At 64.8% G+C, this 26,947-nt stretch carries 25 protein-coding genes and 1 tRNA gene; 12 read left to right on the forward strand and 14 right to left on the reverse strand.

Annotation, left to right across the window (positions count from 1 at the left end; all coding sequences use genetic code 11):
• Positions 1–105: 105 nt before the first annotated feature.
• Positions 106–552, reverse strand: coding sequence for a GNAT family N-acetyltransferase (locus QMG28_RS01825; protein WP_281840457.1), 447 nt, complete (start codon positions 550–552; stop codon positions 106–108).
• A 26-nt stretch (positions 553–578) separates the two neighbouring features.
• On the reverse strand, positions 579–1,169 hold the full coding sequence (locus tag QMG28_RS01830; RefSeq protein WP_281840459.1) for an HD domain-containing protein: 591 nt from the start codon (positions 1,167–1,169) through the stop codon (positions 579–581).
• 124 nt (positions 1,170–1,293) lie between these two features.
• On the opposite strand from QMG28_RS01830, the gene ahcY reads away from it, so the two are divergent.
• From ahcY to QMG28_RS01845, 3 genes are all read left to right on the forward strand, one after another.
• Positions 1,294–2,685 (forward strand): adenosylhomocysteinase, encoded by a 1,392-nt coding sequence (gene ahcY / locus QMG28_RS01835; RefSeq protein ID WP_281840460.1) that lies wholly within the window; start codon positions 1,294–1,296, stop codon positions 2,683–2,685.
• On the forward strand, positions 2,685–3,647 hold the full coding sequence (locus QMG28_RS01840; RefSeq protein ID WP_281840461.1) for a ketopantoate reductase family protein: 963 nt from the start codon (positions 2,685–2,687) through the stop codon (positions 3,645–3,647). The genes ahcY and QMG28_RS01840 overlap by 1 nt, the downstream gene beginning before the upstream one ends.
• A 104-nt stretch (positions 3,648–3,751) precedes the next feature.
• Positions 3,752–4,093, forward strand: a complete 342-nt coding sequence (locus tag QMG28_RS01845) for a DUF2853 family protein (protein ID WP_281840462.1) — start codon at positions 3,752–3,754, stop codon at positions 4,091–4,093.
• Between the two features lie 245 nt (positions 4,094–4,338).
• Here QMG28_RS01845 and QMG28_RS01850 read toward each other — a convergent pair whose 3' ends face one another.
• From QMG28_RS01850 to tsaD, 5 genes are read right to left on the reverse strand one after another with little or no spacing between them, the layout of a single operon-like run.
• Entirely contained in the window at positions 4,339–4,734 is a 396-nt protein-coding gene (locus tag QMG28_RS01850; protein ID WP_281840463.1) for a DUF1761 domain-containing protein, read from the reverse strand.
• A gap of 59 nt (positions 4,735–4,793) precedes the next feature.
• The gene (locus QMG28_RS01855) at positions 4,794–5,213 is read right to left on the reverse strand and encodes an EVE domain-containing protein (protein ID WP_281840464.1); all 420 of its coding nucleotides are present in this window, start codon (positions 5,211–5,213) and stop codon (positions 4,794–4,796) included.
• Positions 5,213–5,479 (reverse strand): YciI family protein, encoded by a 267-nt coding sequence (locus QMG28_RS01860; RefSeq protein ID WP_281840465.1) that lies wholly within the window; start codon positions 5,477–5,479, stop codon positions 5,213–5,215. Before QMG28_RS01860 ends, QMG28_RS01855 begins: the two co-directional genes overlap by 1 nt.
• Before the next feature lies 1 nt (position 5,480).
• Positions 5,481–6,431, reverse strand: coding sequence for an NAD(P)H-dependent glycerol-3-phosphate dehydrogenase (locus QMG28_RS01865; protein ID WP_281840466.1), 951 nt, complete (start codon positions 6,429–6,431; stop codon positions 5,481–5,483).
• Complete coding sequence (tsaD, locus tag QMG28_RS01870) at positions 6,428–7,525, reverse strand: tRNA (adenosine(37)-N6)-threonylcarbamoyltransferase complex transferase subunit TsaD (RefSeq protein ID WP_281840467.1); 1,098 nt, start codon at positions 7,523–7,525, stop codon at positions 6,428–6,430. Before tsaD ends, QMG28_RS01865 begins: the two co-directional genes overlap by 4 nt.
• A gap of 73 nt (positions 7,526–7,598) precedes the next feature.
• Here tsaD and QMG28_RS01875 point away from each other — a divergent pair, with 73 nt between their 5' ends.
• The 7 genes from QMG28_RS01875 to QMG28_RS01905 all read left to right on the forward strand — a co-directional run bounded on the left by QMG28_RS01875 (position 7,599) and on the right by QMG28_RS01905 (position 16,896).
• Positions 7,599–8,270, forward strand: a complete 672-nt coding sequence (locus tag QMG28_RS01875; protein ID WP_281840468.1) for a uroporphyrinogen-III synthase — start codon at positions 7,599–7,601, stop codon at positions 8,268–8,270.
• Between the two features lie 158 nt (positions 8,271–8,428).
• Positions 8,429–9,622: a COG4223 family protein gene (locus tag QMG28_RS01880; protein WP_281840470.1), complete on the forward strand. Its 1,194-nt coding sequence runs from the start codon at positions 8,429–8,431 to the stop codon at positions 9,620–9,622.
• Positions 9,623–9,632: 10 nt separating this feature from the next.
• On the forward strand, positions 9,633–11,171 hold the full coding sequence (locus QMG28_RS01885; RefSeq protein ID WP_281840471.1) for a heme biosynthesis protein HemY: 1,539 nt from the start codon (positions 9,633–9,635) through the stop codon (positions 11,169–11,171).
• Between the two features lie 182 nt (positions 11,172–11,353).
• Positions 11,354–11,429 (forward strand) — tRNA-Thr (locus QMG28_RS01890).
• Between the two features lie 118 nt (positions 11,430–11,547).
• Positions 11,548–12,126 carry an ImuA family protein gene (locus tag QMG28_RS01895; RefSeq protein ID WP_281841045.1) on the forward strand — a complete coding sequence of 193 codons (579 nt, stop codon included), beginning with the start codon at positions 11,548–11,550 and terminating at the stop codon, positions 12,124–12,126.
• Positions 12,041–13,519, forward strand: coding sequence for a Y-family DNA polymerase (locus QMG28_RS01900; protein WP_281840472.1), 1,479 nt, complete (start codon positions 12,041–12,043; stop codon positions 13,517–13,519). The genes QMG28_RS01895 and QMG28_RS01900 overlap by 86 nt, the downstream gene beginning before the upstream one ends.
• A complete protein-coding gene (locus tag QMG28_RS01905; protein ID WP_281840473.1) occupies positions 13,516–16,896 on the forward strand; it encodes an error-prone DNA polymerase in 3,381 nt (1,126 codons plus the stop codon). Before QMG28_RS01900 ends, QMG28_RS01905 begins: the two co-directional genes overlap by 4 nt.
• A gap of 86 nt (positions 16,897–16,982) precedes the next feature.
• On the opposite strand, the gene QMG28_RS01910 is transcribed toward QMG28_RS01905, so the two are convergent.
• From QMG28_RS01910 to QMG28_RS01940, 7 genes are all read right to left on the reverse strand, one after another.
• Entirely contained in the window at positions 16,983–17,951 is a 969-nt protein-coding gene (locus tag QMG28_RS01910) for a TAXI family TRAP transporter solute-binding subunit (protein ID WP_281840474.1), read from the reverse strand.
• A 28-nt stretch (positions 17,952–17,979) separates the two neighbouring features.
• Complete coding sequence (locus QMG28_RS01915; protein WP_281840475.1) at positions 17,980–20,070, reverse strand: TRAP transporter permease; 2,091 nt, start codon at positions 20,068–20,070, stop codon at positions 17,980–17,982.
• On the reverse strand, positions 20,063–21,721 hold the full coding sequence (locus QMG28_RS01920) for a sulfatase-like hydrolase/transferase (protein WP_281840476.1): 1,659 nt from the start codon (positions 21,719–21,721) through the stop codon (positions 20,063–20,065). Before QMG28_RS01920 ends, QMG28_RS01915 begins: the two co-directional genes overlap by 8 nt.
• Positions 21,722–21,811: 90 nt before the next feature.
• Positions 21,812–22,726 carry a LysR family transcriptional regulator gene (locus QMG28_RS01925; RefSeq protein WP_281840477.1) on the reverse strand — a complete coding sequence of 305 codons (915 nt, stop codon included), beginning with the start codon at positions 22,724–22,726 and terminating at the stop codon, positions 21,812–21,814.
• A gap of 80 nt (positions 22,727–22,806) precedes the next feature.
• On the reverse strand, positions 22,807–23,271 hold the full coding sequence (locus QMG28_RS01930) for a DUF3237 domain-containing protein (protein ID WP_281840478.1): 465 nt from the start codon (positions 23,269–23,271) through the stop codon (positions 22,807–22,809).
• On the reverse strand, positions 23,271–24,194 hold the full coding sequence (locus QMG28_RS01935) for an alpha/beta hydrolase (protein ID WP_281840479.1): 924 nt from the start codon (positions 24,192–24,194) through the stop codon (positions 23,271–23,273). The genes QMG28_RS01930 and QMG28_RS01935 overlap by 1 nt, the downstream gene beginning before the upstream one ends.
• On the reverse strand, positions 24,194–24,802 hold the full coding sequence (locus QMG28_RS01940) for a TetR/AcrR family transcriptional regulator (RefSeq protein ID WP_281840480.1): 609 nt from the start codon (positions 24,800–24,802) through the stop codon (positions 24,194–24,196). The genes QMG28_RS01935 and QMG28_RS01940 overlap by 1 nt, the downstream gene beginning before the upstream one ends.
• 207 nt (positions 24,803–25,009) lie before the next feature.
• On the opposite strand from QMG28_RS01940, the gene QMG28_RS01945 reads away from it, so the two are divergent.
• Both QMG28_RS01945 and dctP read left to right on the forward strand, forming a co-directional pair.
• The gene (locus QMG28_RS01945; protein ID WP_281840481.1) at positions 25,010–25,933 is read left to right on the forward strand and encodes a shikimate dehydrogenase; all 924 of its coding nucleotides are present in this window, start codon (positions 25,010–25,012) and stop codon (positions 25,931–25,933) included.
• Positions 25,934–25,935: 2 nt separating this feature from the next.
• On the forward strand, positions 25,936–26,913 hold the full coding sequence (gene dctP, locus QMG28_RS01950; RefSeq protein WP_281840482.1) for a TRAP transporter substrate-binding protein DctP: 978 nt from the start codon (positions 25,936–25,938) through the stop codon (positions 26,911–26,913).
• Positions 26,914–26,947 lie beyond the last annotated feature (34 nt).

Consider the following 26,947-nt stretch of genomic DNA (forward strand, 5'->3'; position numbering starts at 1 on the left):
CTTCGCCGCCGCCCGTCTTTGTAACTTTGGGTATGTCGGCAGGGTGCCTGTCACGCGCGTCGGTTGAGGCGCGTCGGGCAAGACCAGGCGCCCGGGCCCCTCAGATCAGTCAATCTCATAGCGCATCGTGATGCTGTCGGCGGTTTCGCCCAGCAGCCGGAAGCCGTGGCTTTGATAATAGATGCCGGCGCCTTCGTTGCCTCGGGCAAAGCGTGCGTCGATCCAGCGATAGCCCAGCAGCCGCGCGGCCTCTGCGGTCGCCTCGAACAGCCGGCTGCCCACCGCCAGCGCGGCACCGTCGCGGAGAAAGGTGGCGATCTCGCAGGCGCCGCTCGTCAGATCGGCTTTTGCGCCGATCCGCTGGAAGCCAAGTAGCCTGCCGGTAGGGTCTTCGGCGACATGCCAGGCGGCATAGGCCGATCCGTCGTCCATCCAGTCCGCAAGCGCCTGCGCACCGGTCGCGCCGCCCGCCAGCCCGGCCATCTGGCGGGTATCGGCCAGCGTCGCGGGGCGAAGGATGAAGTTAGCGCTATCAGAAATATAATCAATCACTTGGCACCATGTGCGAGTTTGCCCGTCTAGAGCTGCGCCAGCAAAGCCGCATGCCGCGCCACAAAGGCTTCCCGCACCTCTTTCGGCGGCCGCAGATAAAGGCGCATCCCCTCGATCACCGCCGGATCGGGCGTGCCGAAAAACCTGTCCGACTCAGCCGCAGAAAACCCGGCAATCTGAGTCGCCTCCAGCCAGGCCGAGACCCGGTCGGCCTTCTTGATCGCCTTCTTGATCGCCGCCGGCACCTGAGCCGGCAGGCCAAATCGGATATGCACCGCCGCCTGCAGCCGCGCATCCAGCTCGCCATAGCCCGGCCCCACCGCCGCCTTCACCGGCGAGATCATGTCGCCGATCACGTATTCCGGCGCATCATGCAGCAACGCCGCCAGCCGCCACTTCGCGGGCGCGCCCGGATTCATCCGATCATAAAGCGCCTCGACGAGCAGCGAGTGCTCGGCCACCGAATAAGGCCAGTCGCCAAAGGTCTGCCCGTTCCAGCGCGCCACGAAGGCGAGGCCGTGGGCGATGTCTTCGATCTCGATATCCATCGGCGTCGGATCCAGCAGGTCGAGCCTGCGCCCCGAGAGCATCCGCTGCCAGGCGCGGGGTGGTGCCATTTTCGCCTCCAGTTTTGCGGGTCACAATGGCGGGACAGGTGGCCAAGTCAATCCGGTGCACATTGCCTGTCAAACCCGGTGGTGATAACCCCCGGCAAACGGCTTTTTGCACGGAGGCACCAGGGTGACCCAGGATTATATCGTGAAAGACATTTCACTGGCGGATTTCGGACGCAAGGAACTCGATATCGCCGAAACCGAAATGCCGGGCCTGATGGCACTGCGCGAGGAATACGGCGCATCGAAACCGCTGAAAGGCGCGCGGATCGCGGGCAGCCTGCACATGACGGTGCAAACAGCGGTGCTGATCGAAACGCTGGCGGCGCTGGGCGCAGATGTGCGCTGGGCCTCGTGCAACATCTTCTCGACGCAGGACCATGCAGCGGCGGCGATTGCGGCTTCGGGCGTGCCGGTCTTTGCGATCAAGGGCGAGACGCTCGAGGAATACTGGTCTTACACCGACAAGATTTTCCAGTTCGACGACGGCGCCAACATGATCCTCGACGATGGCGGCGACGCGACGCTTTATATCCTGCTCGGGGCGCGGGTGGAGAACGGCGAGGAAGACCTGATCGCCGCGCCGACCTCGGAAGAGGAAGAGGCGCTGTTTGCTCAGATCCGCAAGCGCCTGGCCGAGAGCCCCGGCTGGTTTACCGCGCAACGCGACAAGATCCAGGGTGTGTCGGAAGAAACGACCACCGGCGTGCACCGGCTTTATGAGCTGATGAACAAGGGGCTTCTGCCCTTCCCGGCGATCAACGTGAATGACAGCGTTACCAAGTCGAAATTCGATAACAAATACGGCTGCAAGGAATCGCTGGTCGACGGCATTCGCCGCGCCACCGATGTGATGATGGCAGGCAAGGTGGCCGTGGTCTGCGGCTACGGCGATGTGGGCAAGGGCTCGGCGGCCTCGCTGCGCGGTGCCGGTGCCCGGGTGAAGGTGACGGAGATCGACCCGATCTGTGCATTGCAGGCGGCGATGGACGGGTTCGAGGTGGTGCGGCTGGAAGACGTGGCTTCGAGCGCCGATATCTTCATCACCACCACCGGCAACAAGGACGTGATCCGCATCGAGCATATGCGCGAGATGAAGGACATGGCGATCGTCGGCAATATCGGCCATTTCGACAACGAGATTCAGGTGGCCGCGCTGAAGAATCACAAATGGACCAACATCAAGGACCAGGTGGATATGATCGAGATGCCCTCGGGCGCGCGGATCATCCTGCTCTCGGAGGGCCGTCTGCTGAACCTTGGCAACGCCACCGGCCACCCGTCCTTCGTGATGAGCGCGAGCTTCACCAATCAGGTGCTGGCGCAGATCGAGCTGTTCAGCAAGGGCGATGAGTATGAGAACGAGGTCTACATCCTGCCCAAGCATCTCGACGAGAAGGTGGCGCGGCTGCATCTCGACAAGATCGGCGTGAAGCTCTCGACCCTGCGCCCGGAGCAGGCGGATTACATCGGCGTGGCGGTCGAAGGGCCGTTCAAGCCCGAGCATTACCGCTACTGATGCGGATCGTCGTCTACGGCACCGGGGCGATCGGCGGCACGGTCGCGGCCGCTCTGACCCATGCCGGCCAGCCGGTGACGGCGATTGCCCGCGGCGCGCAGCTTGACGCGATTCGCGCGCACGGGCTGCGGCTGCGGTCGCCGGAGCAGGATTTCACCGTTGCGCTCGATGTGGTGGATTCGCCGCAAGCCGCCCGGATCGGCGCGGGTGATGCCATTTTGCTCGCGATGAAAGGGCAGCATACCGATATGGCGCTTGAGGCGCTGCGGGCGGCGGGGGTGACGGATCAGCCGATCTTCTGCCTGCAAAACGGTGTGGCGAACGAGCGCCGGGCGCTCAGGCTCTTTCCCAATGTGCACGGCGTGACGGTGATGATGCCCGTCGCCTTCCGGCGGCCGGGCGAGGTGATCTCCTATTCCAAACCGCAATTTGGCGTGTTTGACATCGGCCGTGCCGTGGGCGGGCATGACGCTGCCGACATTGCGCTGGCCGAGGCGGTGACCGCGGGCAACATCGCCGGGTATGTGAGCGATAGCGTGATGGCTTCGAAATACGGCAAGCTGTTGCTGAACCTGAACAACATCGTCGGCGCGGCCTTTGGGCCGGATGCCGATACCGGCGCGCTCAAGGCGCGCGCGCGTGCGGAAGCCGAGGCGGTGCTGACGGCTGCCGGGATCGCCTGGCAGGACGTTGGCGTGAGCGATGCGCGCCGGGTCAAGCATATGAGCATGTCGGATGTGCCGGGCGTGGAGCCGTTTGGCAGCTCGACCGCGCAAAGCCTCGAACGGGGCACCGGATCGGTGGAGACCGACTGGCTCAACGGCGAGATCGTGCTGCTCGGGCGTTTGCACGGGGTGGCGACGCCGGTGAATGCCTGGCTCACCGGATTGGCCGCCCGGCTGGCGCGGCAGGGCGCGGCGCCGGGCAGCGTGCCGCTCAGCGATGTTCCCGCGCTGGGCTGAGCGCAGGGGGAAACGCGCGGGATAATTCCCTTTGGATTCGTGCCGCCCGGGCTTACCCTTGAAACCAGTGGTTGAAACGTTTTCTGGAACTGGGAGTAAAGAACATGGGCAAACGCGATGAACTTATCGCCAAATATGCCGACGATCTGAAGAACAAGTGCGGTATCACGCCGGATATGGGCCTGCTCACCAAGGTGACGATCGGATGCGGCCCCGCGATCTACGATGCCGATGCCGAGACCGTCGCGGCGACGCAGGAGAGCGAGCTTGAGACCGTCCGCAAGAACTTTCTGATCAAGAAACTCGGCCTTGCCGATGGCCCGCAGCTGATGGATGCGATCAATTCGGTGATCGACACCTATGGCCGCTCGGAGCGCAACAAGTATCGCGCCGTGATCTATTACATGCTGGTGAAGCATTTCGGGAAGGAAGCCGTTTACGGCTGATCGTTCCATCCTCGTTTCTCAGGGCGGCCGGGTTTCCGGCCGCTTTTTTGTTAACGAGAAGAAAAGTTAACAGGCTGGAATTGAAAGAAATTCCAGATATTCCGGCGTTGCGGCACGCGATGGATTTGCCTAGTGTCGTCTCAAGGCCAGGATGGTCGGACCTTTTTTCAGAGACACGTGTGGTGCTGAGGGAGCACGTGGGGTGGAAGGAGGGTTCCGATGTTCCGGTCGGAACCCTCCTTTTTTCAGAACAGCACCAGGATGGCGCCGATGATCATGCAGCCGATCGTGGCATAGCCGCCGTCGATCAGACTGAGCTTGAAGGGCCGCATGCCGTAGGCGTTGTTGATCATGATCCAGGGCGAGATCATGAACAGGCCGATCCCGCCGCCAACCATGATCCCCTTGATCAGCGTGGTGATCTCGGCTTCGGCGATGATGTGGCGCATCATCCCGGCGACGAGAATCATGGCGATGGCTGACAGGACGAAGGGCAATGGGCTGCCGCCGCCCTTTGGCTTGCCGTTTTCGTCGCATTCGATTCCCGAAACCTCCAGCCAGGGCTTCGACAGCAGCATGTACCAGATGGCGCCAAAGACCCACGATCCCGCCGCGGCGACCAAAACGTTCACAACTTCCATGGGTTCCCCTCCCAACTGCGTCATTCCGCCGCAGTATGAGCGTGGGATGGGCCGTTCGCCTAGCTCTTTTCGCCAGAGAGTTCGAGAACCACCTGCCATTCCGCTTCCGTCACGGGTTGCACGGAGAGGCGGGAATTGTTGACCAGAACCATATCGGCCAGCCGCGGATCGTCTTTGCACATATCAAGCGTCACCGGGTTGGCGAGGCCGCGCACGGCCTTGATGTCGACGCATTCCCAGCGCGGATCGTCGGTGGTGCTGTCGGGGTGCACCTCCTTGCAGACCTCGACGATGCCGACGATGCGCTTTTCGTTCACCGAATGGTAGAAGAAGCCGAGATCGCCGAGCTTCATCGCCCGCATATTGTTGCGCGCCTGATAATTGCGCACGCCGTCCCATTCTTCGCCCGCATCGCCTTTTGCGACCTGATCATCCCAGCCCCAGGTATTGGGTTCGGATTTGAAGAGCCAGTGCGCCATCAGCCAATCACCTTTTTGAACTGCTCGATCCGCACCTTGGCAAACAGCCCGGCCTTGGCGTAGGGGTCGTTCGCGGCCCAATCCTCGGCCTCGGCGCGGCTGTCGAGATCGAGCACGACGAGCGAGCCCGACATGTCGCCGTTCTGATCAAGGAACGGACCGGCGGCAAAGACGGGCGAGGCTTCGAGATAGGCGAGGTGCTTTTCGCGGTTGGCCTTGCGGATGTCGAGCGCACCGGGTTTGTCGGTGCAGATGATGGCATACATGTCATTCCTCCTTGAGTGGCCGGGAAAGCAGAATCTCCACGGCTTGCGGTACGGTTACGGCGCCGCTCACCAGCGCGACGACGATATTGGCGATGGGCATATCAATACCCGCCTGCTTGGCAGCGTTAGAGACTGCTTTGGCGGTGGATTTTCCCTCGATGGTCACCCCCTCGGCACCCGGTTCGCCGCGCCCGAGCGCGAGGCCATAGGCGAAGTTGCGCGACTTTTCGGAAGTGCAGGTGAGCGCCAGATCGCCGAAGCCGGACAGGCCCGCCAGCGTCTCCGGCTGGGCGCCACGGGCCTGGGCGAAGCGGTTCATCTCGGCATAGCCGCGCGTCATCAGCGCCGCGCGGGCGCTTTCGCCCAGCCCCGCGCCGATGGCGATGCCGCAGGCGATGGCGATCACGTTTTTCAACGCCCCGCCGAGCTCGACGCCGATCAGATCGGTGGAGCGATAGAGGCGGATATTGGCGGTGGTGAGCGCGTGTTGCAGCGGTTCGGGATCGTCCGCTGCAAGGGTGAGGGCGGTGGGCAGGCCGGCGGCGATGTCGACCGCGAAGCTGGGGCCGGAGAGCACGGCGGGCGTTGCGCCGGGGCAGGTCTCGCGGATGATCTCGGCGGGGCCGCGCCCGGTGGCCATATCGACCCCCTTGGAGCAGCAGACAAGTACCTGATTCCGGAACAGGGCCGCATGCTCTTCGAGAAACGCGGCGGTTTGCTGGAGCGGCAGGGCGAGCAGGACGATCGGCGCGGCTGTGGCGGCTTCGAGATCGCCGGTGACGGTCAGCGTGTCGGGAAAGGTGAAGCCGGGCAGGCGGCGGGCGTTTTCGCGCGCCTCTGCCATGTCGCGCGGATCGCGGGCCCAGAGGGTGACGGCGCGCCCGTCGCGGGCGAGCGAAATCGCCAATGCGGTGCCGAATGCGCCCGCGCCGAGGACGGAAATCTCGCTCATGCCTTCGCTCCCTTCTTGCCCGATCCAAGCATGGCGGGGGCAGCCTGGTCCAGTGGCCAGCGCGGGCGCGCCATAAGCGACATGTCATCGCGGTGCCCGGCGCGGAAGCGTTCGATTCCCGCCCAGGCGATCATCGCCGCATTGTCGGTGCAGAGCCGCAGCGGCGGGGCGAGAAACTGCGCGCCGGCAGCGGCAGAAACAGTCTCTAATGCAGCACGAATCGTCATATTGGCCGAAACGCCGCCAGCCACCGCGAAAACGGGCTGCGCCGGCTTTCTGCCCATGTATTCGGCCAGTGCCCGGCGCGATTTTTCGGCGAGCACATCGGCCACCGCAGCCTGAAACGAGGCACACAGATCGGTGCGGTCCTGCACATGCAGCCCGCCATCGCGTTCGACCAGCTTGTCGCGTTCGCGCAGGAGCGCCGTTTTGAGGCCGGAGAAAGACATGTTATACCCCGGACGGTCGAGCAGCGGGCGGGGCAGTTTGAAGCGCGCCGGGTTGCCCGATTTTGCCTCGACCTCGACGGAAGGCCCGCCCGGCTGCGGCAGGCCGAGGAGCTTGGCGGTTTTGTCGAAGGCTTCGCCGGGGGCGTCGTCAATGGTGCCACCGAGACGGGTGAAGTCTTCCTCGCCTTCGACCAGCAGGAACTGGCAATGCCCGCCCGAGACGAGGAGCATGAGGTAAGGATAGGCCGCGCCATCGGTCAGGCGCGGGGTGAGGGCGTGGCCCGCGAGGTGGTTCACCCCGATCAGCGGCAGTCCGGTGCCCGCCGCGATGCCCTTGGCCAGCATCACCCCGGCCAGAACGCCGCCGATCAGGCCCGGCCCGGCGGTGACGGCGATGGCATCCACCTCGCTCAGCGAGAGCCTGGCCTCGTCCAATGCCTCCTCGACACAGAGATCGAGCTTTTCGGTATGGGCGCGGGCGGCAATCTCGGGCACGACGCCGCCGAAGGCCTCGTGCAGCTCGGCCTGCCCGGCCACGATGCTGGAGAGGATCTCGGGCGGTTGCCCCGCCCTGTGGCGCACGATTGCGGCGGCTGTATCGTCGCAGCTCGATTCGAGGCCCAGGATGGTGACGGTATCGGACATGGTGCGCCGGTTGCGATGGGGTTCGGGCCGGGGTAACACCGCCGAAGGCCCCAGACAATCCCGCGAGGCAGAGATGACCCCCACGCTCGTGCTCACCCGCCCGGAGGCGCAATCGCGCGAGATCGCGGCCGCGCTTGGCGGATCGGTGCCGGTGATCGTATCGCCGGTGATGCGGATCGCCGCCGCGGGGCCGGTGCCGCGGCTCGATGGCTATGCGGGCGTGATCCTGACATCGGCCAATGCGCTGGATTTCGTGCCCCGGCTGGATGACGTTCCCGCCTGGTGCGTGGGCGTGCGCACGGCGGATGCGGCGCGTGCTGCCGGCGCGGATCTGCGGCTGGTGGCGACCGATGCCGAAGAGTTCATCGCCCGGTTCGACGGGGCCGGGCCGCTGCTCCATCTGCGCGGCGAACATGCGCGGGGCAAGATTGCGGAACGGCTGAGTCTGGCAGGAACAGAGACAGATGAAGCGGTGATCTACCGGCAGGAGCGGCTGCCGCTCTCAGGCGCGGCACTGGCGGCTCTCTCAGGCGCTGCTCCGGTGATCCTGCCGCTCTACTCGCCCCGGTCGGCAAGGCTGGTCGGCGCCCAGATCGACCGCGTCGGCCCGAATGTGGGCGTAATCGCCATGAGCCCGGCGGTGGCGCAGGCGTGGAACGACGAGACGGGGGGCGATGCCGCGGTTGTCGATACACCCACGGGAACGGCGATGCTTGACGCCATCCGGGCCGCCCTGCGCGGTTGAGACTGCTTGAGGCCACCGGGGGCCGGGGTTAGGTTCAGGCGGTGGGCAAGGCTTGCCGAAGTAGAGATTCGAAAGGTGGGACGATGGCGAAAGCCCCGAAATCATCATCAACCGAGTCGAAAACGGCCGCGAAGCGATCGACCAGGGCAGATGAGCCGGTGGAAGATGCCGTCGTGATCGAAGAAACCCCGGCAGAGCCCACCGCGCCTCCGCCCCCGCCGGAGCCGAAGGCCAAACCCGAACAGGACGCTGCCCCGGAACCGCGCGACGCGGTGGAGACCCCCACGACGGACGACGCCGGGGCAACCCCGGAGCCACCGAAGGATTCCGCAGCCCCGGCGGCAAAGCCACGCGGTGGCGCGGCGGCCTTGTCCGGCTTCGTGATCGGCGGTGTTCTGGCGGCGGCGATCGGATTTGTGGCGGCGCGCTATGTGGTGCCCGAGGGCTGGCCGTTTCCCGGCGTGGCGCCGGAGGAAGATCCGGTTGCGCTGGCGGTCGAGGCGCAGGGCGCCGATATTGCGGCGTTGCAGCAGGCCATGGCCGGCATGTCCGATGCGGTGGCGGCGTTGCGGAGCGATTCCGGCCTCGACGCGTTGCGCGCCGATCTTTCGGCCCAGATCGGCGGCCTCAACGAAACGCTGACGGCGGCAGATGCCCGGCTTGACGAGATCGAAACGCGTCTGGCCGCGGTTGAGCGGCTGGCGCCGGAAGGGTCCGCTGCGGCCCGGATGGCGGCAGAGGCTTATGAGCGGGAACTGGCGGCGCTGCGCAAGTTGTTCGAGGATGAGTTGGCTCAGGTTCAGGCGGCGGAAGGAAGTGCCGTCGAATTGCAGGCTCAGGCGGCCGAGGCCGCGCAGGCGGCTGCCGGGCGTGCGGCGCTGGCCCGCGTGACGGCGGCACTTGAGACGGGTCAGCCGTTTGCCGAGGCGCTGGCCGATCTGGCGGAAAGCACCGGAACAGAGGCCCCGGCGGCGCTTGCCGGATTTGCCGAGACCGGCGTGCCAACGCTTGCAGGGCTTCAGGAAAGCTTTCCCGAAGCGGCCCGCGCTGCGCTGGATGCTTCGGTGCGCGCGGCGGTGGAAAGCGGCGAAATGAGCCGGTTTAGTGCCTTTATGCGCACCCAGCTTGGCACCCGGTCGCTGGAAGCGAAAGAGGGCGACGATGCGGATGCGGTGTTGTCGCGGGCCGAGGCGGCGCTGCGGCAGGGCGATCTGGCGGTGGTGCTGCGCGAGCTTGACGCTTTGCCGGCGGCGGGCCAGCCCGCCATGGCTGCGTGGCGCGCAGAGGCCGAGACGCGGCGAGCCGCAGTCGATGCCGGTGCAGCGCTGGCCCGGGAACTGAACGCGAAATGAGGGTGATTTGATGCTTTGGTCCCTGTTGAAGATCATCCTGTTCGTCGTGATCATCGCGGCGGCTGCGCTGGGCGCCGGCATGATCATGGAAACCGAAGGCGGCGTGCGCATCGCCATCGGTGCGACGGAATACAATCTTGGCCCGTTGCAGGCGGTGATCGGGCTTGTGGCCCTGGTGGTGGCGGTCTGGCTGCTGATGAAGCTGGTGAGCCTGCTGGTGGCGCTTGTGCATTTTCTCAACGGCGACGAGACGGCAATCAGCCGCTATTTCGACCGTAACCGCGAGCGCAAAGGGTTCGAGGCGCTGGCCGATGGGCTGATGGCGCTGGCCTCCGGCGAAGAGCGGGTTGCGATGGCGAAGGCGGCGCGGGCCGAAAAGTTTCTGCATCGCCCGGAACTGACCAATCTGATCACCGCGCAGGCCGCCGAGATGGCGGGCGACCGCAAGAAGGCGGAAGCGATGTACAAGCGGCTGCTGGCGGATGAGCGCACGCGCTTCGTGGGTATTCGCGGGATCATGAAGCAGAAGCTGGAGGCGGGCGATACCGAGACGGCGATGAAGCTGGCCGAAAAGGCCTTTGCCCTGAAGCCGCGCCATGCCGAAACGGGCGATGTGCTGCTGGCCCTGCAGGCGACGCAGAACGACTGGGCCGGGGCACGCCAGACCATCGGCACCAAGGTGAAAGCCGGGGCTTTGCCCAAGGATGTGGGCAAGCGGCGCGACGCGGTGCTGGCGCTGCAGGAGGCAAAGGAGATCTTTGCCGAGGGCAATTCGATCCGTGCCCGCGAGGCGGCGATCGAGGCGAACAAGCTTTCGCCCGACCTGATCCCGTCGGCCGTGCTGGCGGCGAAGAGCTACACCGAGCAAGGCAATCCGCGTTATGCGCAGCGGGTGCTCTCGAAAGCCTGGCAGGCTCATCCGCACCCCGACCTTGCGGCGGCCTTCGCGGCCATCGAGCCGGATGAAACTCCCGCCGAGCGGCTCAAGCGGTTTCGCCAGGTCACCCGGCATCACCCGGACGATCCCGAAACGCGGATGCTGCTCGCCGAGCTCAACATCGCGGCGGAAGACTTTCCGGCCGCCCGTGCCGCCCTGGGCGATCTGGCCGAGACCGATCCCACCCAGCGCGTGCTCACCCTGATGGCTGCCATCGAGCGCGGCGAGGGGGCGAGCGACGATGCGGTGCGCGGCTGGCTGGCCAGAGCGGTAACCGCCTCGCGCGGGCCGCAATGGGTGTGCGACAAATGCGGGCAGGTCCATTCCGACTGGTCGCCGGTCTGCCTTGGCTGCGACGCCTTCGACACGCTGAGCTGGAAGGTGCCGGTGGAGGGCGAAGTGAAGATGCCCGGCGGCGCCGGGATGCTGCCGCTGCTGGTGGGCGCCGGCCCCGCCGTTCCCGCAGAGGCTGCGCCGGCCAGCCCTGTGAAGGGCACCGAGATGCCACCGGAAGAAAGCTTCGCCAGGCCGCCCCATGCGGATTACGCGGACCCAGAGGGAGACGGCGTTGCGGAATATGCGCCCGAGGTGGAGGCTCCGCACGAAAAATAGGGCTACACAGCCTCTTTTTGCGGTGTTAAAGGACGCGCACCTGAAGCGTGGCGGTGCGGCCCAACTGGCAAACACCACATTCGCAAGCGGCAAGTCTGCGCGCGATTGACGTTTCAAACCAGTCGCTTACAAGCGGCGCGCAGTAACGAGTAGGCCCATGGTGGGGCCGTGAAGAGAAGGATGCCGGTGTAGCTCAGCTGGTAGAGCACGTCATTCGTAATGATGGGGTCGGGGGTTCGAGTCCCTTCACCGGCACCATCCTTCTCTGAAGCCGCGTCTCCCTGAAATCGACGCTTGGGGCTTGCCTCATATGCGGCCCTGATGTGGTGCAGAATTCGGGTGTGCGGGGCCGGGTGTCCTGGTTATTGTGATGAATATGGTTTCGCCTGATCTCATCCACTTTCCCTTGCGCAAAGCGCGTGTTCATGAAGTGTCCGGGCCGGGTGCGGTGAGTTTTGCCGCCGTGTCCGCCGTTCGGGCCGGGCAGATACTCTGGGTGCGCGAGGGGTGGCATGGGGAGATGATAAACCCTGTCGGGCTGGCGGCCTTTTTCGATCCGGCCTGCATGTTGATGGCCCGGACCAGGGATCAGAGCGAGAGCCTCGCCGTTGCGGAAGAGGCGCTCAAGGACGGGGCGGTGCCGCTTGTTGTGATCGAGATCACGCGCCCGCTCGATCTGCGCGAGGGGCGGCGGCTGCAGCTTGCGGCGAAGGCGGGAAATTCGACAGGTTTATGCCTGATCCCCGAAGGGATGGGCAGCAATGCCGCGGAAACGCGATGGCATTGCGCCCCGGTTTTCGATGCGGATGACTCGACTCTGATGCGTTGGGAAATTATTAAGAACAAATCAGGAACATTGAGGGCCTGGCATGTTCGATGGAATGCAGCGGCGCGTTGTCTCGATGTGGTTTCCCCGGCTGGCGAGCGACCGGGTTCTTCGCGCGCATCCGATTGACGGCCCCTTCGCGCTGACGCTGAAGCAGAACAATGCCAACCGGCTCTATTGTCTGAATGAGGAGGCGGAGCGGCAGGGGCTGCATCGTGGCATGTCCTATGCCGATGCCCGCGCCTTTTGCCCGGCGCTGCAAAGCCGCCCGGCGAACCCGGTGGCGGATCGGCGCTTCCTGCACATCCTGCGCCGATGGGCCACGCGCTATTGCCCCTGGGTCGGGCTTGAAGAGCCGGACGGGCTGGTGCTTGATATTACCGGCGCAGCCCATCTTTTCGGGGGTGAGGCGGCCATGCTCTCGGATATGCGCATGCGGCTGGATCGGGCGGGGCTTGCGGCCCGGATCGGGCTGGCCGGCACGCGCGGGGCGGCCTGGGCGCTTGCGCATCATTCCGAGGGAATCGCGGCGCCGGACAACATGCTGCAGGCCCTTGGGCCGTTGCCGGTTGCCGCGCTCCGGTTGGCGGACGAAACCTGCATTGCCCTGCAGCGCCTGGGCTTGCGCACAATCGGCGATCTGGAAGCCGCGGCCCGCGCTCCGCTGGCCCGCCGCTTTGGGCCGGGCCTGATGATGCGGCTGGATCAGGCGTTTGGCCGCCAGCCGGAGCAGATTACCCCGCTGGCCGAACCACCCCATTACGGGGTGCGTATGACCTTGCCCGATCCTGTTGGCCTGTTTGACGATGTGATGGCCGCAACATCACGCTTGCTGGATCGGCTTTGCGAGAAATTGAAGGCGCAAGAGGCCGGGGCCCGGATATTGAGCCTGACCTTGCGCCGGGTCGATCAGGAGGCCCGGAGCGTCGAAGTGCGCCTTGCCCGCCCGTTGCGCGATGCGGCCCGTATCCTGCCGCTGTTCGAACGTGGCGTGGGCGAGGTGGATGCGGGCTATGGCATCGACCAGATTCGGCTGGAGGCGGTGCAGGTCGAACCGCTGCCCGTGCATCAGGTCAGCCATGTGTCTTCGGGGCGGGCCGATCAGCTGGACGATCTTGTCAGCCGGATCGGCACCCGGATCGGGCTGGAGAACGTCCAGCGCTTCCTGCCTGCCGACAGCCACATCCCCGAGCGGGGCTTCATCATCGCCGCTGCCGCCTATTCGGCGCCGGGCGGGCCGTGGATCAGCCCGCGCCCGCGCCCCCTGCGCCTGTTTTCGCCCGAACCCATCGGCGGGACGGGTTCCCGTCCGCCCCGGCAATTTCGCTGGCGGCGCATGTTTCTGACCACGGCGCGGGCCACCGGGCCGGAACGCATCGCCCCGGAATGGTGGCTCGCGGATGAAAGCTGGCGCGGCGGCATACGCGATTACTGGCATGTGGAAACCCGGCAAGGGCGGCGGCTGTGGCTGTTTTACACGCCACAAAACCCCGGCTGGTTCGTGCAGGGGGAATTCGCATGATCGAAATTGCGCGCGATCATCAACGGGCTGACGCTGTCCGTTTCGATGCCTTGCCCGGGCAGCGTGGCGAGGCCGGATATGCCGAATTATGCGTCACCACGAATTTCACGTTTCTCACCGGGGCCTCGCACCCGGAAGAACTGGTCGTGCGGGCGGCTGAACTGGGCCTGTCTGCCATCGCGATCACGGACCGTAACTCACTGGCGGGTGTGGTGCGTGCTTACCGGGCGCTGCAGGAACTGCAGCACGGTCTTGAGAATGCCATTCGGATCACGTCACAGCATCGGGTCGACCAGTGCTCGCGTCAGGAGGTTGGCCGGCCCAGCCCGATTGAACGGCCAGAGGCGGGGCGATTGCCGAAGCTGATCGTCGGCTGCCGCCTGGTGCTGCGCGACAGTCCGGTGGAGTGGGTGGCGCTGCCGCGGGATCGTGCCGCCTATCAGCGGCTCACCCGGCTGCTCACCCTTGGCAAACGGCGGGCGGAGAAAGGGGAATGCCATCTCGACCGGGCCGATCTGCTCAATGCCTGCACCGGCATGATCCTGATCGCCCTGCCGCAACGGGGGCTTGATGCCAGCCTTGCGCATATTCAGCAGATGCAGCGCCGCTTTCCCGGCCATGTCTTTCTGGGTGCCGCGCCGCGCTATGACGGCTCCGATCAGGCTTATCTGAACGCCTGCGCCCGGCTGGCGCAGCGCAGTTCCGCCCCGATGGTCGCGGTGGGCGATGTGCTGATGCACCGGGGGCACCGCAAGCAACTGGCCGATGTGCTGACCTGCATGCGCGAGCATATCACCATCGACGAGATCGGCACCCGCGCCCTGCCCAATGCCGAGCGTCGGCTGAAGGGACGCGCGGATATGGAGCGGGTGTTTCGCGACCACCCCGCCGCCCTGCGCCGCACGCTTGAAATCGCCGCAGGGTGCAGTTTTTGCCTGAGTGAACTCAGCTATGACTACCCGGACGAGATTTCTGAAGATGAAACGCCGCAGGCACGGCTGGAACGGCTGACAAGGGACGGGCTGAAGCGGCGCTATCCCGAGGGTGCCCCTCAGCGTGTGCTGGACCTGATCGCCAAGGAACTGAAGCTTGTCACGGAACTCAATTTTCCGGCTTATTTCCTGACAGTCTACGATATCGTCCAGTTTGCCCGTTCAAAAGGCATTCTCTGCCAGGGGCGCGGCTCTGCGGCCAATTCGATCCTGTGTTATCTGCTTGGCATTACGGATGTATCGCCGGACCAGATCGCCATGGTGTTCGAGCGGTTCATCTCGAAACACCGGGGCGAGCCGCCCGATATCGACGTGGATTTCGAGCATGAGCGGCGCGAAGAGGTCATCCAGTGGATTTATGCAAAATACGGGCGGGAGCGGGCCGGGCTTTGCGCCACGGTGATCCATTTCCGAAGCCGGGCCGCCATCCGTGAGGTTGGCAAGGTCATGGGTCTGTCCCAGGACGTGACGGCGGGCCTGTCGGGGCAAATCTGGGGCATGTCCAATGGCGGCGCCGATCCGGAGCGGATCAGGGAGCTTGGCCTCGATCCGGCCGACCGCCGCCTTGCCCAGACCATCCGGCTGATCCGCGAGATCATCGGCTTTCCCCGCCATCTGTCGCAGCATGTTGGCGGATTTGTCATCACCAAGGGGCGGCTCGATGAGCTGGCTCCCATCGAGAATGCGGCGATGGAGGACCGCACCATCATCGAATGGGACAAGGACGACATTGATACGCTGAATATCCTCAAGGTCGATGTGCTGGGGCTGGGGATGCTGTCATGTATCCGCAGGGCGTTCGAACTGATGGAGCGGCATGAAAGGCAACGGCTGACGATCGACAGCGTTCCGCAGGAAGATGCCGCCACCTATGACATGCTCTGTGTCGCCGATGCGGTGGGCGTGTTTCAGGTGGAAAGCCGGGCACAGATGAACTTTCTGCCCCGGATGCAGCCCCGCACCTTTTACGATCTGGTGATCGAAGTCGCCATCGTGCGCCCCGGCCCCATCCAGGGCGGCATGGTGCAGCCCTATATCAAGCGGCGGCAAGGGCTGGAAAAGGCGGAGCCGTTCGGGCCGGAACTGGAAGCGGTGACGCGGCGCACGCTCGGTGTGCCGCTGTTTCAGGAACAGGCCCTGCAAATCGCCGTGGTCGGGGCGGGCTACTCCGCGGAAGAGGCCGACCATCTGCGCCGTTCGCTCGCCTCGTTCCGGCGAATGGGCACGATCGGTGCGCACCGCGACAAGTTCATCGCCGGGATGCTGCAAAACGGCTATGATCAGGAGGTGGCCGAACGCTGTTTCGGGCAGATCGAAGGGTTTGCCGATTACGGCTTTCCAGAAAGCCACGCCGCCGCCTTTGCCATGCTCGCCTATGTCTCGGCCTGGCTGAAATGCCATTACCCGGCAATCTTTGCCTGCGCGTTGCTGAATTCTCAGCCGATGGGCTTCTACGCCCCGGCCCAGATCGTGCGCGATGCCCGCGAGCATCAGGTCGAGCTGCGCCCGATCTGCGTGAATGCCAGCGATTGGGATAACACGCTGGAGCGCCGCCCCGATGGAGCGCTGGCCCTGCGGCTGGGCTTTCGTCAGATCAAGGGCTTCCGCGAGGAGGATGCCGGCTGGATCGTGGCCGCCCGTGGCAATGGCTACCGCGATCCGGAAGCCGTCTGGCTCCGTGCCGGGGTGGCCCCTGCGGTGCTGGAACGTCTGGCCGAGGCGGATGCCTTTGCCGATATGGGCCTGACCCGGCGCGATGCGCTCTGGCATGTGCGGTCGATCCGGGGGCTGGCGCCGTTGCCGTTGTTCAACGATCCGGTCGACGGTGAAAGCATCCGTGAGCCGCAGGTGATGCTGCCGCCAATGCATCTGGGCGAAGAGGTGGTGGAGGATTATGTGTCCATGCGCCTGACCCTGCGCGCCCACCCGATGGAGCTTTTGCGCCCGACAATTCCCGGCCTGACGCCGCATGACAAGCTGGCCACGATCCCGCCGGGCCGGGTCAGTGTCTGTGGCCTGGTCATCACCCGCCAGCGCCCCGGCACCGCTTCCGGTGTGATCTTTCTGACGCTGGAGGATGAGACCGGCGTGTCAAACGTGGTGGTCTGGCCCAAAACCTATGAGCGGTTCCGCCGGATCGTCATGGGCGGGCGGCTCTTGCGTGTGACGGGGTATCTGCAGCGCGAAGGCATTGTCGTGCATCTGATCGCCCAGCAGATCGAGGATCTGTCTCACCGCCTGTCCGATCTCGGCCACCCGATGGACAATGCGGTTGGCCGCACAACCCCGCAAACAGACAACGCGCCGCGCAGCCTGCCCGCGCCGCGCGCAACGCACCCCAGGGAACAGGCCAAGCGGCTCTTTCCAAGCCGGGATTTTCATTGATGTTTTCGGCGGGGGAAGCGGATCATATGCGCTTCCGCGTTGCGCGGTGCCCCGCCCGGCGACCGGGCGAGGCGATGCAGCGGCACTCAGAGCGCGCCGACTTCTTCATAATAGCGGATCGCACCCGGGTGCAGCGGCATTCCGAAATCCTTCACCGCAACCTCGATGGAGATCGCTTTGGCCCAGGGCGCATCCGAGGTGATGCTTTCGAGGTTTTCCCAGAACGCCTTGGTGATCTGGTAGACGGTCTCATCATCCAGATCGCGGCGCACCCCGATGCCGACATTCGTGTCATGCGACATTACGGCGGTTTCGTTCACCTGCCCGTCATAGGCACCGGCGGCCACTTCCGCGAGGGTGCGGAACCTGCCGAGAAACGCCTCCACCGCTTCGCCCGACCAGTCTTCGGGGCCGATGAAGCGAATGTCTTCGGTTTCGGTGATCTGCAGGAACTGCTGGCACGGGTCCATGCAGCCGTTCACGTAGAGATCAATCTTGCCGTCCTGGAACGACTGAAACCCGGTCGCCCAATTGGCGGTGATCGCTTCATAATCCTCGCCCGCGACAAGCCCGGTGGTGGCCTCGATCCAGTCTTTCGCGGTGGCATAGGCGCCGCCGCCCGCCGGGCCGAGGAACACGGTGGTGCCTTCGATATCATCGAGCGTTTCGATGCCGGAATCGGCGCGCACCGTGTAGTGATACTGGCCGTAGGGGAACCACATGATCAGCGCGAGGTTTTCCGACAGCGCGGGGGCGTCCGGCTCGTTGGCATACATCGCCTTGCCGCCCTGCATCAGCGGGTAGATCGACGGCGATACCATCGACATATCGAGGTTGCCGCGCCCGACTTCGAGCATGTGCAGCGTGGCCGCGCCGCCGCCGGCGACCTCGATTTCGACATCGTCGAGCGCATCGGTCACGAGGTTGGCGAAGGTCGACATCACAATCGCCGGGCCGAGGCTCGGTTCGATCGTGGCCATCTTGAAGGTTTCGGCATTGGCCGCTCCCGCGATGAGAAGCGCGGCAGCGCCGGCGGCTAGGGTCTGGTGTTTCATGTTGTCCTCCCTGGATGTTGTGCTGCCGTCACGCCGTTTTGCGTGCGGTCAGTCGATTGGCTGCCCATTCCCGGAAGATGAGCAGGATTCCGACAGCGGCGGCGGGGCCGGCCACGATCATTTGCGGCGCGAGCGCGGCCAGGCCGACCACGACACGCGCCACCCGTTCGGGCGTGCCGAGCCGTGCGCGGTCATGGCCCGCAAGGCCCGAGGCGATGAGCCACATCGCAAGGACGAAAGCGACGACAATCCAGCCGAGATCGCCCCAGCTCACCGTGGTGATGTCGATCATCGCGCGGCTGCTCACGGCTTCTTCACCGAACCATTCGAACAGCACCTGCAGTTTGTAGAGCACCGCCGGGTGGTAGACGAAGACGAAGGGCACGAGAAAGCCCGCAAGCGCGATCTTGGCGGCTTCGAAGCCGGTGCGGATCGGGTTGGCGTTGGCGATGGGCGCGGCGGCGAAGGCCGCGAGCGCCACGGGTGGCGTCACCGTCGACATCATCGCGAAGACCACCACGAAAAGATGCAGCGTGAGCGGCGCGAGGCCCACGGTGTCGATCCCCGAGGAGAGGGCGATGACGATGATGAAATAGGTGGCGCCGGGCGGCAGGCCCATGCCGAGCACGATGGCCCCGAAGGCAACCACGAGCAGCACCACCGGCAGCGGCCCCTCCGCCACTTGCGCGAGCAGCAGCGAGAGCCGCCCGGCGAAGCCCGAAATCTGGATCAGCCCGACGATCAGGCCGATTGCCGTCACCACCACGATGATCGAGGCCGACATCCGCCCGGCATCCACCAGCGCGTTCCACAGCTTGCCGCGTTTGCGGAAGTCGGGGAACAGCACCCAGGACGAGACGAGCGCCGCAACGATCCCGTAGAAGCCCGCCTTGGGCACCGAGGGCTGGGCGAAGAGGAAATAGGAGAGCGTGCCGAGCGGGACGACGAATACGAGGTTCTGCACCCAATCGCGCCGGGTGAGGCGGGGGCGCTCTTCGCCGGGCAGCGCGCCGATCCCGAGTTTGCGGGCCTCGAAATAGACCGCAAGAAAGGTGCCGAGGTAGTAGAAGATCGCTGGCACGATGGCCGCGACCACGATGTAGCGGTATTCGAGCCCGATCTGGCCGGCGACGAAGAAGGCGACCACGCCCATCACCGGCGGCATGATTTGCCCGCCGGTCGAGGCGGCGGCTTCGACCGCGCCGGCAAAGGCCGGTTTGAAACCGGCGCGCTTGATGACGGGGATGGTCATCACGCCGGTGGAGACCACATTGGAGATCGCCGCGCCGGAAAGCGTGCCGAACAGCGCCGAAGAGGCGATGGCCGCATGGGCCGCGCCGCCGGTGAGGCCGCCGGTGAGCCGGTTGGCGATTTTCATCAGCAGATCGCCTGCGCCCGAGGCCATCAGGACCGAGCCGAAGACGATGAAAACCAGCACATTGGCGGTGACAACCTGCACCGGCTGGCCGAACATGCCGCCGGTTTGCGCCCAGAAGCCCAGCATCATCTGCCGCAGGTTCTGGCCCATGCTCGCCTCCGACCCGGCGAGAATGCCCGTCCAGTCCGGCAGCCAGCCGCGAATGAAGAAATAGACCACCCAGAACAGGCAGAAGGCGACGATGAAACCGCCGAACATGCGCCAGGTCATATACAGAGTGATCGCGGCGGCGACGGGGAAGACGATGTAATCGAGCGGGGCGATCGAGGGAAGCTGGCCGCCATCCATCGCAAAGATCTTGATGATCCAGACGGTGAAGGCGGCGATGGATAGTGCCGCGAGCGCCCAGTTGACCGCGCGCAGGCGCGGGGCCCGGTGGATCGTGAGCGTGGTGATCACGAAGGAGAGCACGATGGGCAGGCCGATGATGAGCCCGGTGGGGCGCAGGAAATCCTGCTCGAACACGCGATGCGCCGCGCCCAGCCAGTGCTCGCGCAGAAGCAACCGCTGATCGCGGCGCGACATTTCGGCGAAGCCGTCCGTGGTGGTCGAGATGAACCAGTTGACGAAGTCGTTCAGCGGGCCGGAGGCCGCGTAGACGATGGCGACCGCGGCGAGCGCGACGGCGACGATATTGGCGATCCGCTTGTCGGTCGGGTTGGGGAACAGGTGATCAGACATTATCGTCATCCACGAGATGGATTTGCCGTGCCGGTCCCCGGTACTTCACGGTCAGGTCGGTGGCGACTTCGCTGCCATCGACCATGAAGGGGAGGATGCCTTTGCGCGCCGACGAGCCGCGCATCGCGTCGATCTCGGCATCGGAGCGGGTGACGCGCTGGGCGTTGCGCCGGCCCCATTGCGCAAGCATCTGGTAGAGGCGCGCGATGGTTTCCGCCTGTGCCGGATCGGCGCCGAGATCGTGGAATTCGTCCGGGTCGGCGACGGTATCGAACAGCATCGGGCGAAAGCCACCCTCGGCGTGGATCAGCTTGTAGCGCCCGTCGAACACCATGAAGAGCCGCGCATCGCTGGCGCTGACGCCCAGTGTGGTGCGCATCGGTGTGACCGAGTAATCGTATTCGCTGACCACGAAATCGCGCCAGGTGTCGGGCGTTTCGCCGTGCAGCCATGGCATCAGCGAGCGGCCCTCGATGATGTGGTTCGGCACGATACCGCCGGCAGCCTCGACGAAGGTGGCGGCAAGGTCGATGCTTTCCACCAGTGCGGCGCAGGTCGTGCCGCGGGTGGCGTCGGCCTCGGAGCGCGGGTCGTAGACGATGAACGGGATTTTCACGCTGGGCTCGTGGAACATATCCTTCTCGCCCAGCCAGTGATCGCCGAGATAATCGCCGTGGTCGGAGGTGACCACGATCATCGTGTCGGTGAGCCGCCCGGTTTCTTCCAGCCAGTCGAGCAGGCGGCCGAACTGATCGTCGGCCTGCTTGATCAGGCCCATATAGGCGGGGATCACCTTTTCGCGGACAATGTCCTGCTGGAAGGCGCTGGCCACCTTGTTGGCCATGAAGGCGCCGTAGATCGGGTGCGGATCTTCACGCTCGATCTCGTGACGGCGCGCGGCGGGCACGTGGTTGGCGCCGTACATGTCGTGGTAGGGCGCGGGCACGATGTAGGGCCAGTGCGGCTTGATGTAGCTCACATGCGCCATCCAGTCGCCCTCCGCCTGCTCGATGAAGCGCATCGTCTCGGAGGTGAGCCAGGGCGTTTCGCTGTCTTCCTCGCGGATGTTGGCGGGCTTGTCGGCATTCATGAACATCCAGCCGGAGGCGATGTTGCCCTCGTCGTCCACGCCCGCATTGGCATAGTCGGCCCAGGGATTTTCGCCGTCATAGCCCCTGGATTTGAGGTATTCGTTATAGGGCGAGCGTTTCTGGTCGTAGAACCCGTCAGGGCCTTGGCCCCAAAGCCCGTCATCGCGGATCCAGGCATCGAAGCCGCATTCGGCCTGGCGCGCTCCGATCATGCTGTCGGGGCTGAGGCCGAGCCGTGCCATGCCTTCGGCGTCCACCTTCATATGGGTCTTGCCGATCAGCCAGCTCTGCATCCCGAGCTTGCGCAGGTGATCGCCCAGTGTCACTTCGCCCACCCGGAGCGGAAAGCCGTTCCATTGCGCGCCGTGAGAGCTGGCATAGCGGCCGGTATAGAAGCTCATCCGGCTCGCGCCGCAGATCGGCGATTGCACGTAGGCTTCGGTAAAGCGGACACCCATCGCGGCCAGCCGGTCGAAGTTGGGCGTTTCCAGATGCGGATGCCCGGCGCAGCTCAGGTAATCGAACCGGAGCTGATCGTACATGACGAACAGGATATTCATTTTTCCTCCCTGGCCGGATCTGCGTCCGGATGGGGGAGGATTATACGTCGATCGAGATAACCAAGAAGCGAATTATCTTCATCGTTATAACTACTGGTTATCGGTGGGTGATGCGACCATCTTTTCCGCCTGCGCGGCGACGGCATCGACGAAGGCCCGCCCGGCGGGCGTCAGCGGCCTGTCGGCGCGCACCATCAGCCCGATTTCCACTGGCGTTACATCGTCTTGCAGCGGCAGGCGCACGATCTGCCAGCGCGGCTCGATCTCTTCCAGCAGCAGGGTCGGGAAGGAGCAAACGCGGTGGCTGCCTTCGATCATGGCCAGCAGGCTGGTGATCGAATCGGAGGTGGTCACGGGCACTGGCGGCTCCAGCCCGAGGCGGAGAAAATCCCGCCGAATCCCGAAAATGCGCTTTCGCGGGCCGATCATGATCCACTCGGCATCGCGCAGCGCGGCAAGATGCGTTGCCCCGGCATAGCGGGAGCCTTTGCCGGTAATCACCGAAATCGGCGACGACAGAAGCGGTCGCACGGACAGGCCCGAGCGCTCGTTCTCATCCGGCACGGGGCCGATGACGATATCGGTATCGCCGGAGCGCAGCGTTGCGGTGGTCGATGGCGGATGGCCGCCCGCGATCTGCACATGGACGCCGGGAAAGAGGCGGCGGAACCTGTCCATCACCTTGGGCACGATGCGCACGGCGGCGAGGGGCGAGACGGTTACGTGCAGGCTGCCCGAGCGCGCGCCCTGGATCTGGCTTACCTCTTCGTCGAGCTTGCGCAGCTCGGCCTGGATCACCCTGGCCCGGGCAATCACCGCGCGGCCGATCTCGGTTGGCTCCACACCACGGGGTGCGCGGGTGAAGATCCGGTCGCCCAGCTCCTCTTCGGCGTTGCGAAGCGCCTTGGTGATCGCCGGTTGCGTCTTGCCGATTCTATCGGCGGCGGCACGCAGGCTGCCGGCATCGGCAATCGCGACAATCATTTCAACATATCCGGCTTTCATGGCGCCTCCTCCCGGATCCCGTAGCACATTACGGGGGGAAAGCGGATGGGGTGTATGCCGTTGCCGGGAGGAGCGTGGTGTCAGGTCACGCAATACACGTTGATCACGATTGTTCGTCCGGCGGGCGCGAGGGAGCAGACGAACAGCCGTTCGCTGAGCCAGCGATGAGGGCCGTCGGGTGCATCGAAGACAGGCGCGGCGCGCGTGTAGAACTGGTCGGGCGCGACGGGTTCGCCCGCCCGCAGTTTTTCGCGCATCGCATCGGAAGAGACGCGGATGCCCTTGTTCACCACATAGATCAGCGTGCCGTCCTCGGCCTCGATCGTGTAGCGGGCCTCGATGCGGCTGTTGCCATCGGGGGTGATCAGCGGCCAGTCGGAGCCGCCGGGCAGGATGCGGCCGGTGAGCTTCGGGCCCAGCACCCGCCCGCCGGTGATCGGGATGTGCAGCCGTTCGCCTTCCGGCCCGATCCCGGCGGAGCGCGGCGCGGCGATATCGGCCTCGATGGTGAAGGCGGGCTCAAGGCCCGGCTGCACCGGCCCCATTACAGAGCCGCCAGCCAGCCGGACATGCGGCGGAGCGATGCCATGCTCTCGGCGCAATACTCCATCGCACGCAGGTAGCCGTGGATCATCCCTTCGCCATGATCGAGCATGAGGGGCACGCCGGCGGCTTCAAGAGCGGCGGCATAAGCCAGGCCGGAATCGCGCAGGGGATCGTTCTCGGCGACGGCGATATAGGCAGGCGGCAGCCCGGCGTGGCTTTCAGCGACGAGCGGGGCGACGCGCGGGTCGGACGAAAGCAGCGTCGTGTCAGGCGAATACATCGCATTGACCTGATCCATCCCCCTTGTTTGCAGAAGCGGCGCTTCGGCGTTCTCGATCATTGACGGGCGGGCCATATCGAAATCGCAGGCCGGGTAGATCAGGAGTTGCCCGATCAGTGGCACCGCGCCGCGCAGCTCGATCGCCGCAGCCGCCGCAAGGTTGCCGCCCGCGCTGTCGCCACCGATGGCGATCCGGGCAGGGTCGATCCCGAGCGTTTCCGCATTGTCGTGCGCCCAATGCGCCACGGCGACCACCTGGTTGAAAGCGGCGGGGAAGGGGTGTTCGGGCGCGAGCGCGTAGTCGACCGAAATCACCGTCTGCCGGTTCCAGGCGGCAATACGCGCGGTGATGTCCCAATGGGTTTCGGGGCTGCCCTGCATCCAGGCGCCGCCATGCATGTAGATCAGGGCATCCTGCCTGCCGCCCGAAGCGTGGCGGAAGATGCGCACGCGCACCTGACCGGACGGGCTGCCAACCCAATGTTCCTGCTCGGTATCGACCTCATCCGGCGTGGGCAGGCGCATATTGGCGGCCACCACTTCAAAATGCGCGCGCCGGTCTGCGGGCTTTGCGCCCGGTTTCAGAGCTGCCCATTCGGCCCCCCAGCGGTCGAGGAACGGCTTCAGTTCGGGGTTCAGCATCAGCGGGTTCCTTCCCTGTCGCAGACATATCGCAGGATCATCTCGACGGCGTGGTCGCGCAGGGCGGTTTGCCCGGCGCGTGAATAGAGCGCCTTGCCGAAGAGCGCGGAGAATGTCGGTTTGTTGGAGACGTTGAAAAAGCTGAGCGCTGAGATTTGCCAGTGCAATTCGGTCGGGTCGAGACCCGGACGAAATGTGCCGGCGGCCTCGCCCCTGCGGATGATTTCGGTGAGTTTGTCGATGGCGGCGACGTTCAGCCCGCGGATCACTTTGGACTGCGACAGATAATCCGCGTGGTGGACGTTTTCGATCATGACCATGCGGATAAAATCGGGATTCTTCCGGTGATGATCGAAGGTGAAGGCGACGAGCCGGGCCAGCGCTTCGTCGGGCGGAAGACCGGCGAGATCGAGCTTGCCTTCTCCCTCACGCACCTTGGCATAGGCGGATTCGAGAGCGCGGGCATAGAGCGTCTCCTTATCGCCGAAATAGTAGTAGATCATCCGCTTCGACGTTTTCGTCTTTGCGGCGATCTCGTCGATTCGCGCGCCGGAAAGGCCATGTTCGGCGAATTCCGTGGTCGCGACGCGCAGAATGTCTTGCTGCACGGCCTCTGGATTCTGCTTCCATCCTGACTTTGTTTTTCCACTATCTTTCAGTGGTTTATTCACGTCTTTCCTCCCAGCAACGGCCTATCCCTAACATGAAAATTTTTAACTTCCTAGTTCAATTAAAATGAACCGTACCGTACAAAATGATTGACACAATTAACCACCAAGAACAAAAAGGTGAGGCGTTCGGCAGGGAACCGGCGCATGGGAGGACAGATCGACATGGCGTTCAGCCTTGCCAGCAACAGCCGGGTATCCGCCGTGCCCGACAGCGGCGCGCCGATGCGTGTCGGGCTGATCGGCAAGGGTATCCAGTTGTCGCGCACGCCGTCGATGCATGTGGCCGAGGGGCGGGCGCAGGGCCTCGCGCTGCAATACGATCTGATCGACCCCGATGCGTTGCCCGGCCCGGAGCCGGCGCTGGCGGAGATGCTCGATGCAGCCGAGGCGGCCGGGTTTGCCGGCGTCAACGTGACCTTCCCCTACAAGCGCGCGGTGATCGACCATCTCGATGTGCTTTCGGATGCCGCGCAGAAGGTGGGGGCGGTCAACACCGTGGTGTTTCGCGATGGCGGGCGCTCGGGCCACAACACCGACTTCTGGGGCTTCGCCGAGAGCGTGCGCCAGGGCCTGTCGGGCGCGCCGATGGAAACGGTCTTGCTGCTCGGCGCCGGCGGCGCGGGCGGTGCCGTGGCCCATGCTCTGAAGTCGCTCAACGTCGCCCGGCTGATGATCTTCGACACCGACCGTGCCGCCGCCGAAACCCTCGCGGCGGATGTGGGCGCGGAGGCGGTGAGCGATCTGGCGAGGGCCGCGGCCCGGGCCGATGGTATCGTCAATGCCACGCCGATGGGGATGGCAAAACTGCCGGGAACGGCGATCCCGGTCGAGCTGATCGACCCAGGCCATTGGGTGGCCGATATCGTCTACTTTCCGCTCGAAACCGAACTGCTCCGCGCCGCACGGGCCAAAGGCTGCCGCACGCTCGACGGCTCCGGCATGGCCGTGTTTCAAGCCGTGCGGGCCTTCTCGCTTTTCACCGGGCTTACGCCCGACGCAAACCGGATGCGGGCCACGTTCGAGGCCTTTTCAGCACCGGAAACGACTAAGACGCAACAGGGAGGATAACTATGCGTTTCAATGTCACCGCGGCCACCGCCGCCCTTGCCCTCATGTCCGGCGCGGCCTTCGCGCAGGACAAGGTCGAGCTGATCTATTCCGATACCGTCTCGGAAAACGACATCCGCTCGACCATCCTGCAGGACGAGTTTGCCGCCTGCCTTGGCGACGGGTTCGATTTTCAGGCGCACCACGGCGCGACGCTGTTCCAACAGGGCACTGAGCTGACCGCCATGCAGCGCGGCAACCTCGATATGGGCAACCTCGCGATCTTCGATTTCTACAACCAGGTGCCGTCTACCTCGGTGCTTGGCGTGCCCTTCCTGTTCCGTGACTACGACCACATGCGCGCCGTCTACGATGGCGACGTGTTGGCCGATCTCGAAGCCGAGATCGAGGAAAAGGCCGGGGTGAAGATCCTTGCCTACCCGTATATCGGCGCGCGCCATATCTCTTATGTCGGTGATCGCGAATACATGACCCCGGCCGACCTCGACGGGGTGAAGATGCGTTTCCCCGGTGGCGAGGGCTGGCAGTTCGTCGGCACGGCAATGGGCGCCACCCCGGTGCCGATCCCGTTCACCGAGGTTTACACGGCGCTGCAGACCGGCGCCGTCGACGGGCAGGATAACGGCTTTCCGGCAACGCATTCGATGAAGTTCGACGAGGTCATCAATTACATGGGCCTCACCAGCCACCTGATCGCGGCCAACGAGTTCACCATCTCGCTGTCGAAGTGGAATTCGATGTCGCCCGAGCAGCAGGAGACCGTTCAGGGTTGCGCCGACAATTTCCAGGCCGCGCTCGACCAGGTGACGCTGGATCAGGAAAACGAGCTGAAAGATCAGTTCATCGCCAATGGCATCAATGTCTACATGCCCGACAACCAGGCGTTTCAGGATCACGTCCTGCAGGTCTACCGTGACTCCAAATATTCCGCCGACTGGCCCGAGGGGCTTGTCGAGGCCATCGTGGCTGTGGGTCAGTAAACTGACCGGCTAATCCAATCGGGCAGGCGGCATG

It is taken from the genome of Sinisalibacter aestuarii (genome assembly GCF_027923545.1).
GTDB lineage: Bacteria > Pseudomonadota > Alphaproteobacteria > Rhodobacterales > Rhodobacteraceae > Sinisalibacter > Sinisalibacter aestuarii.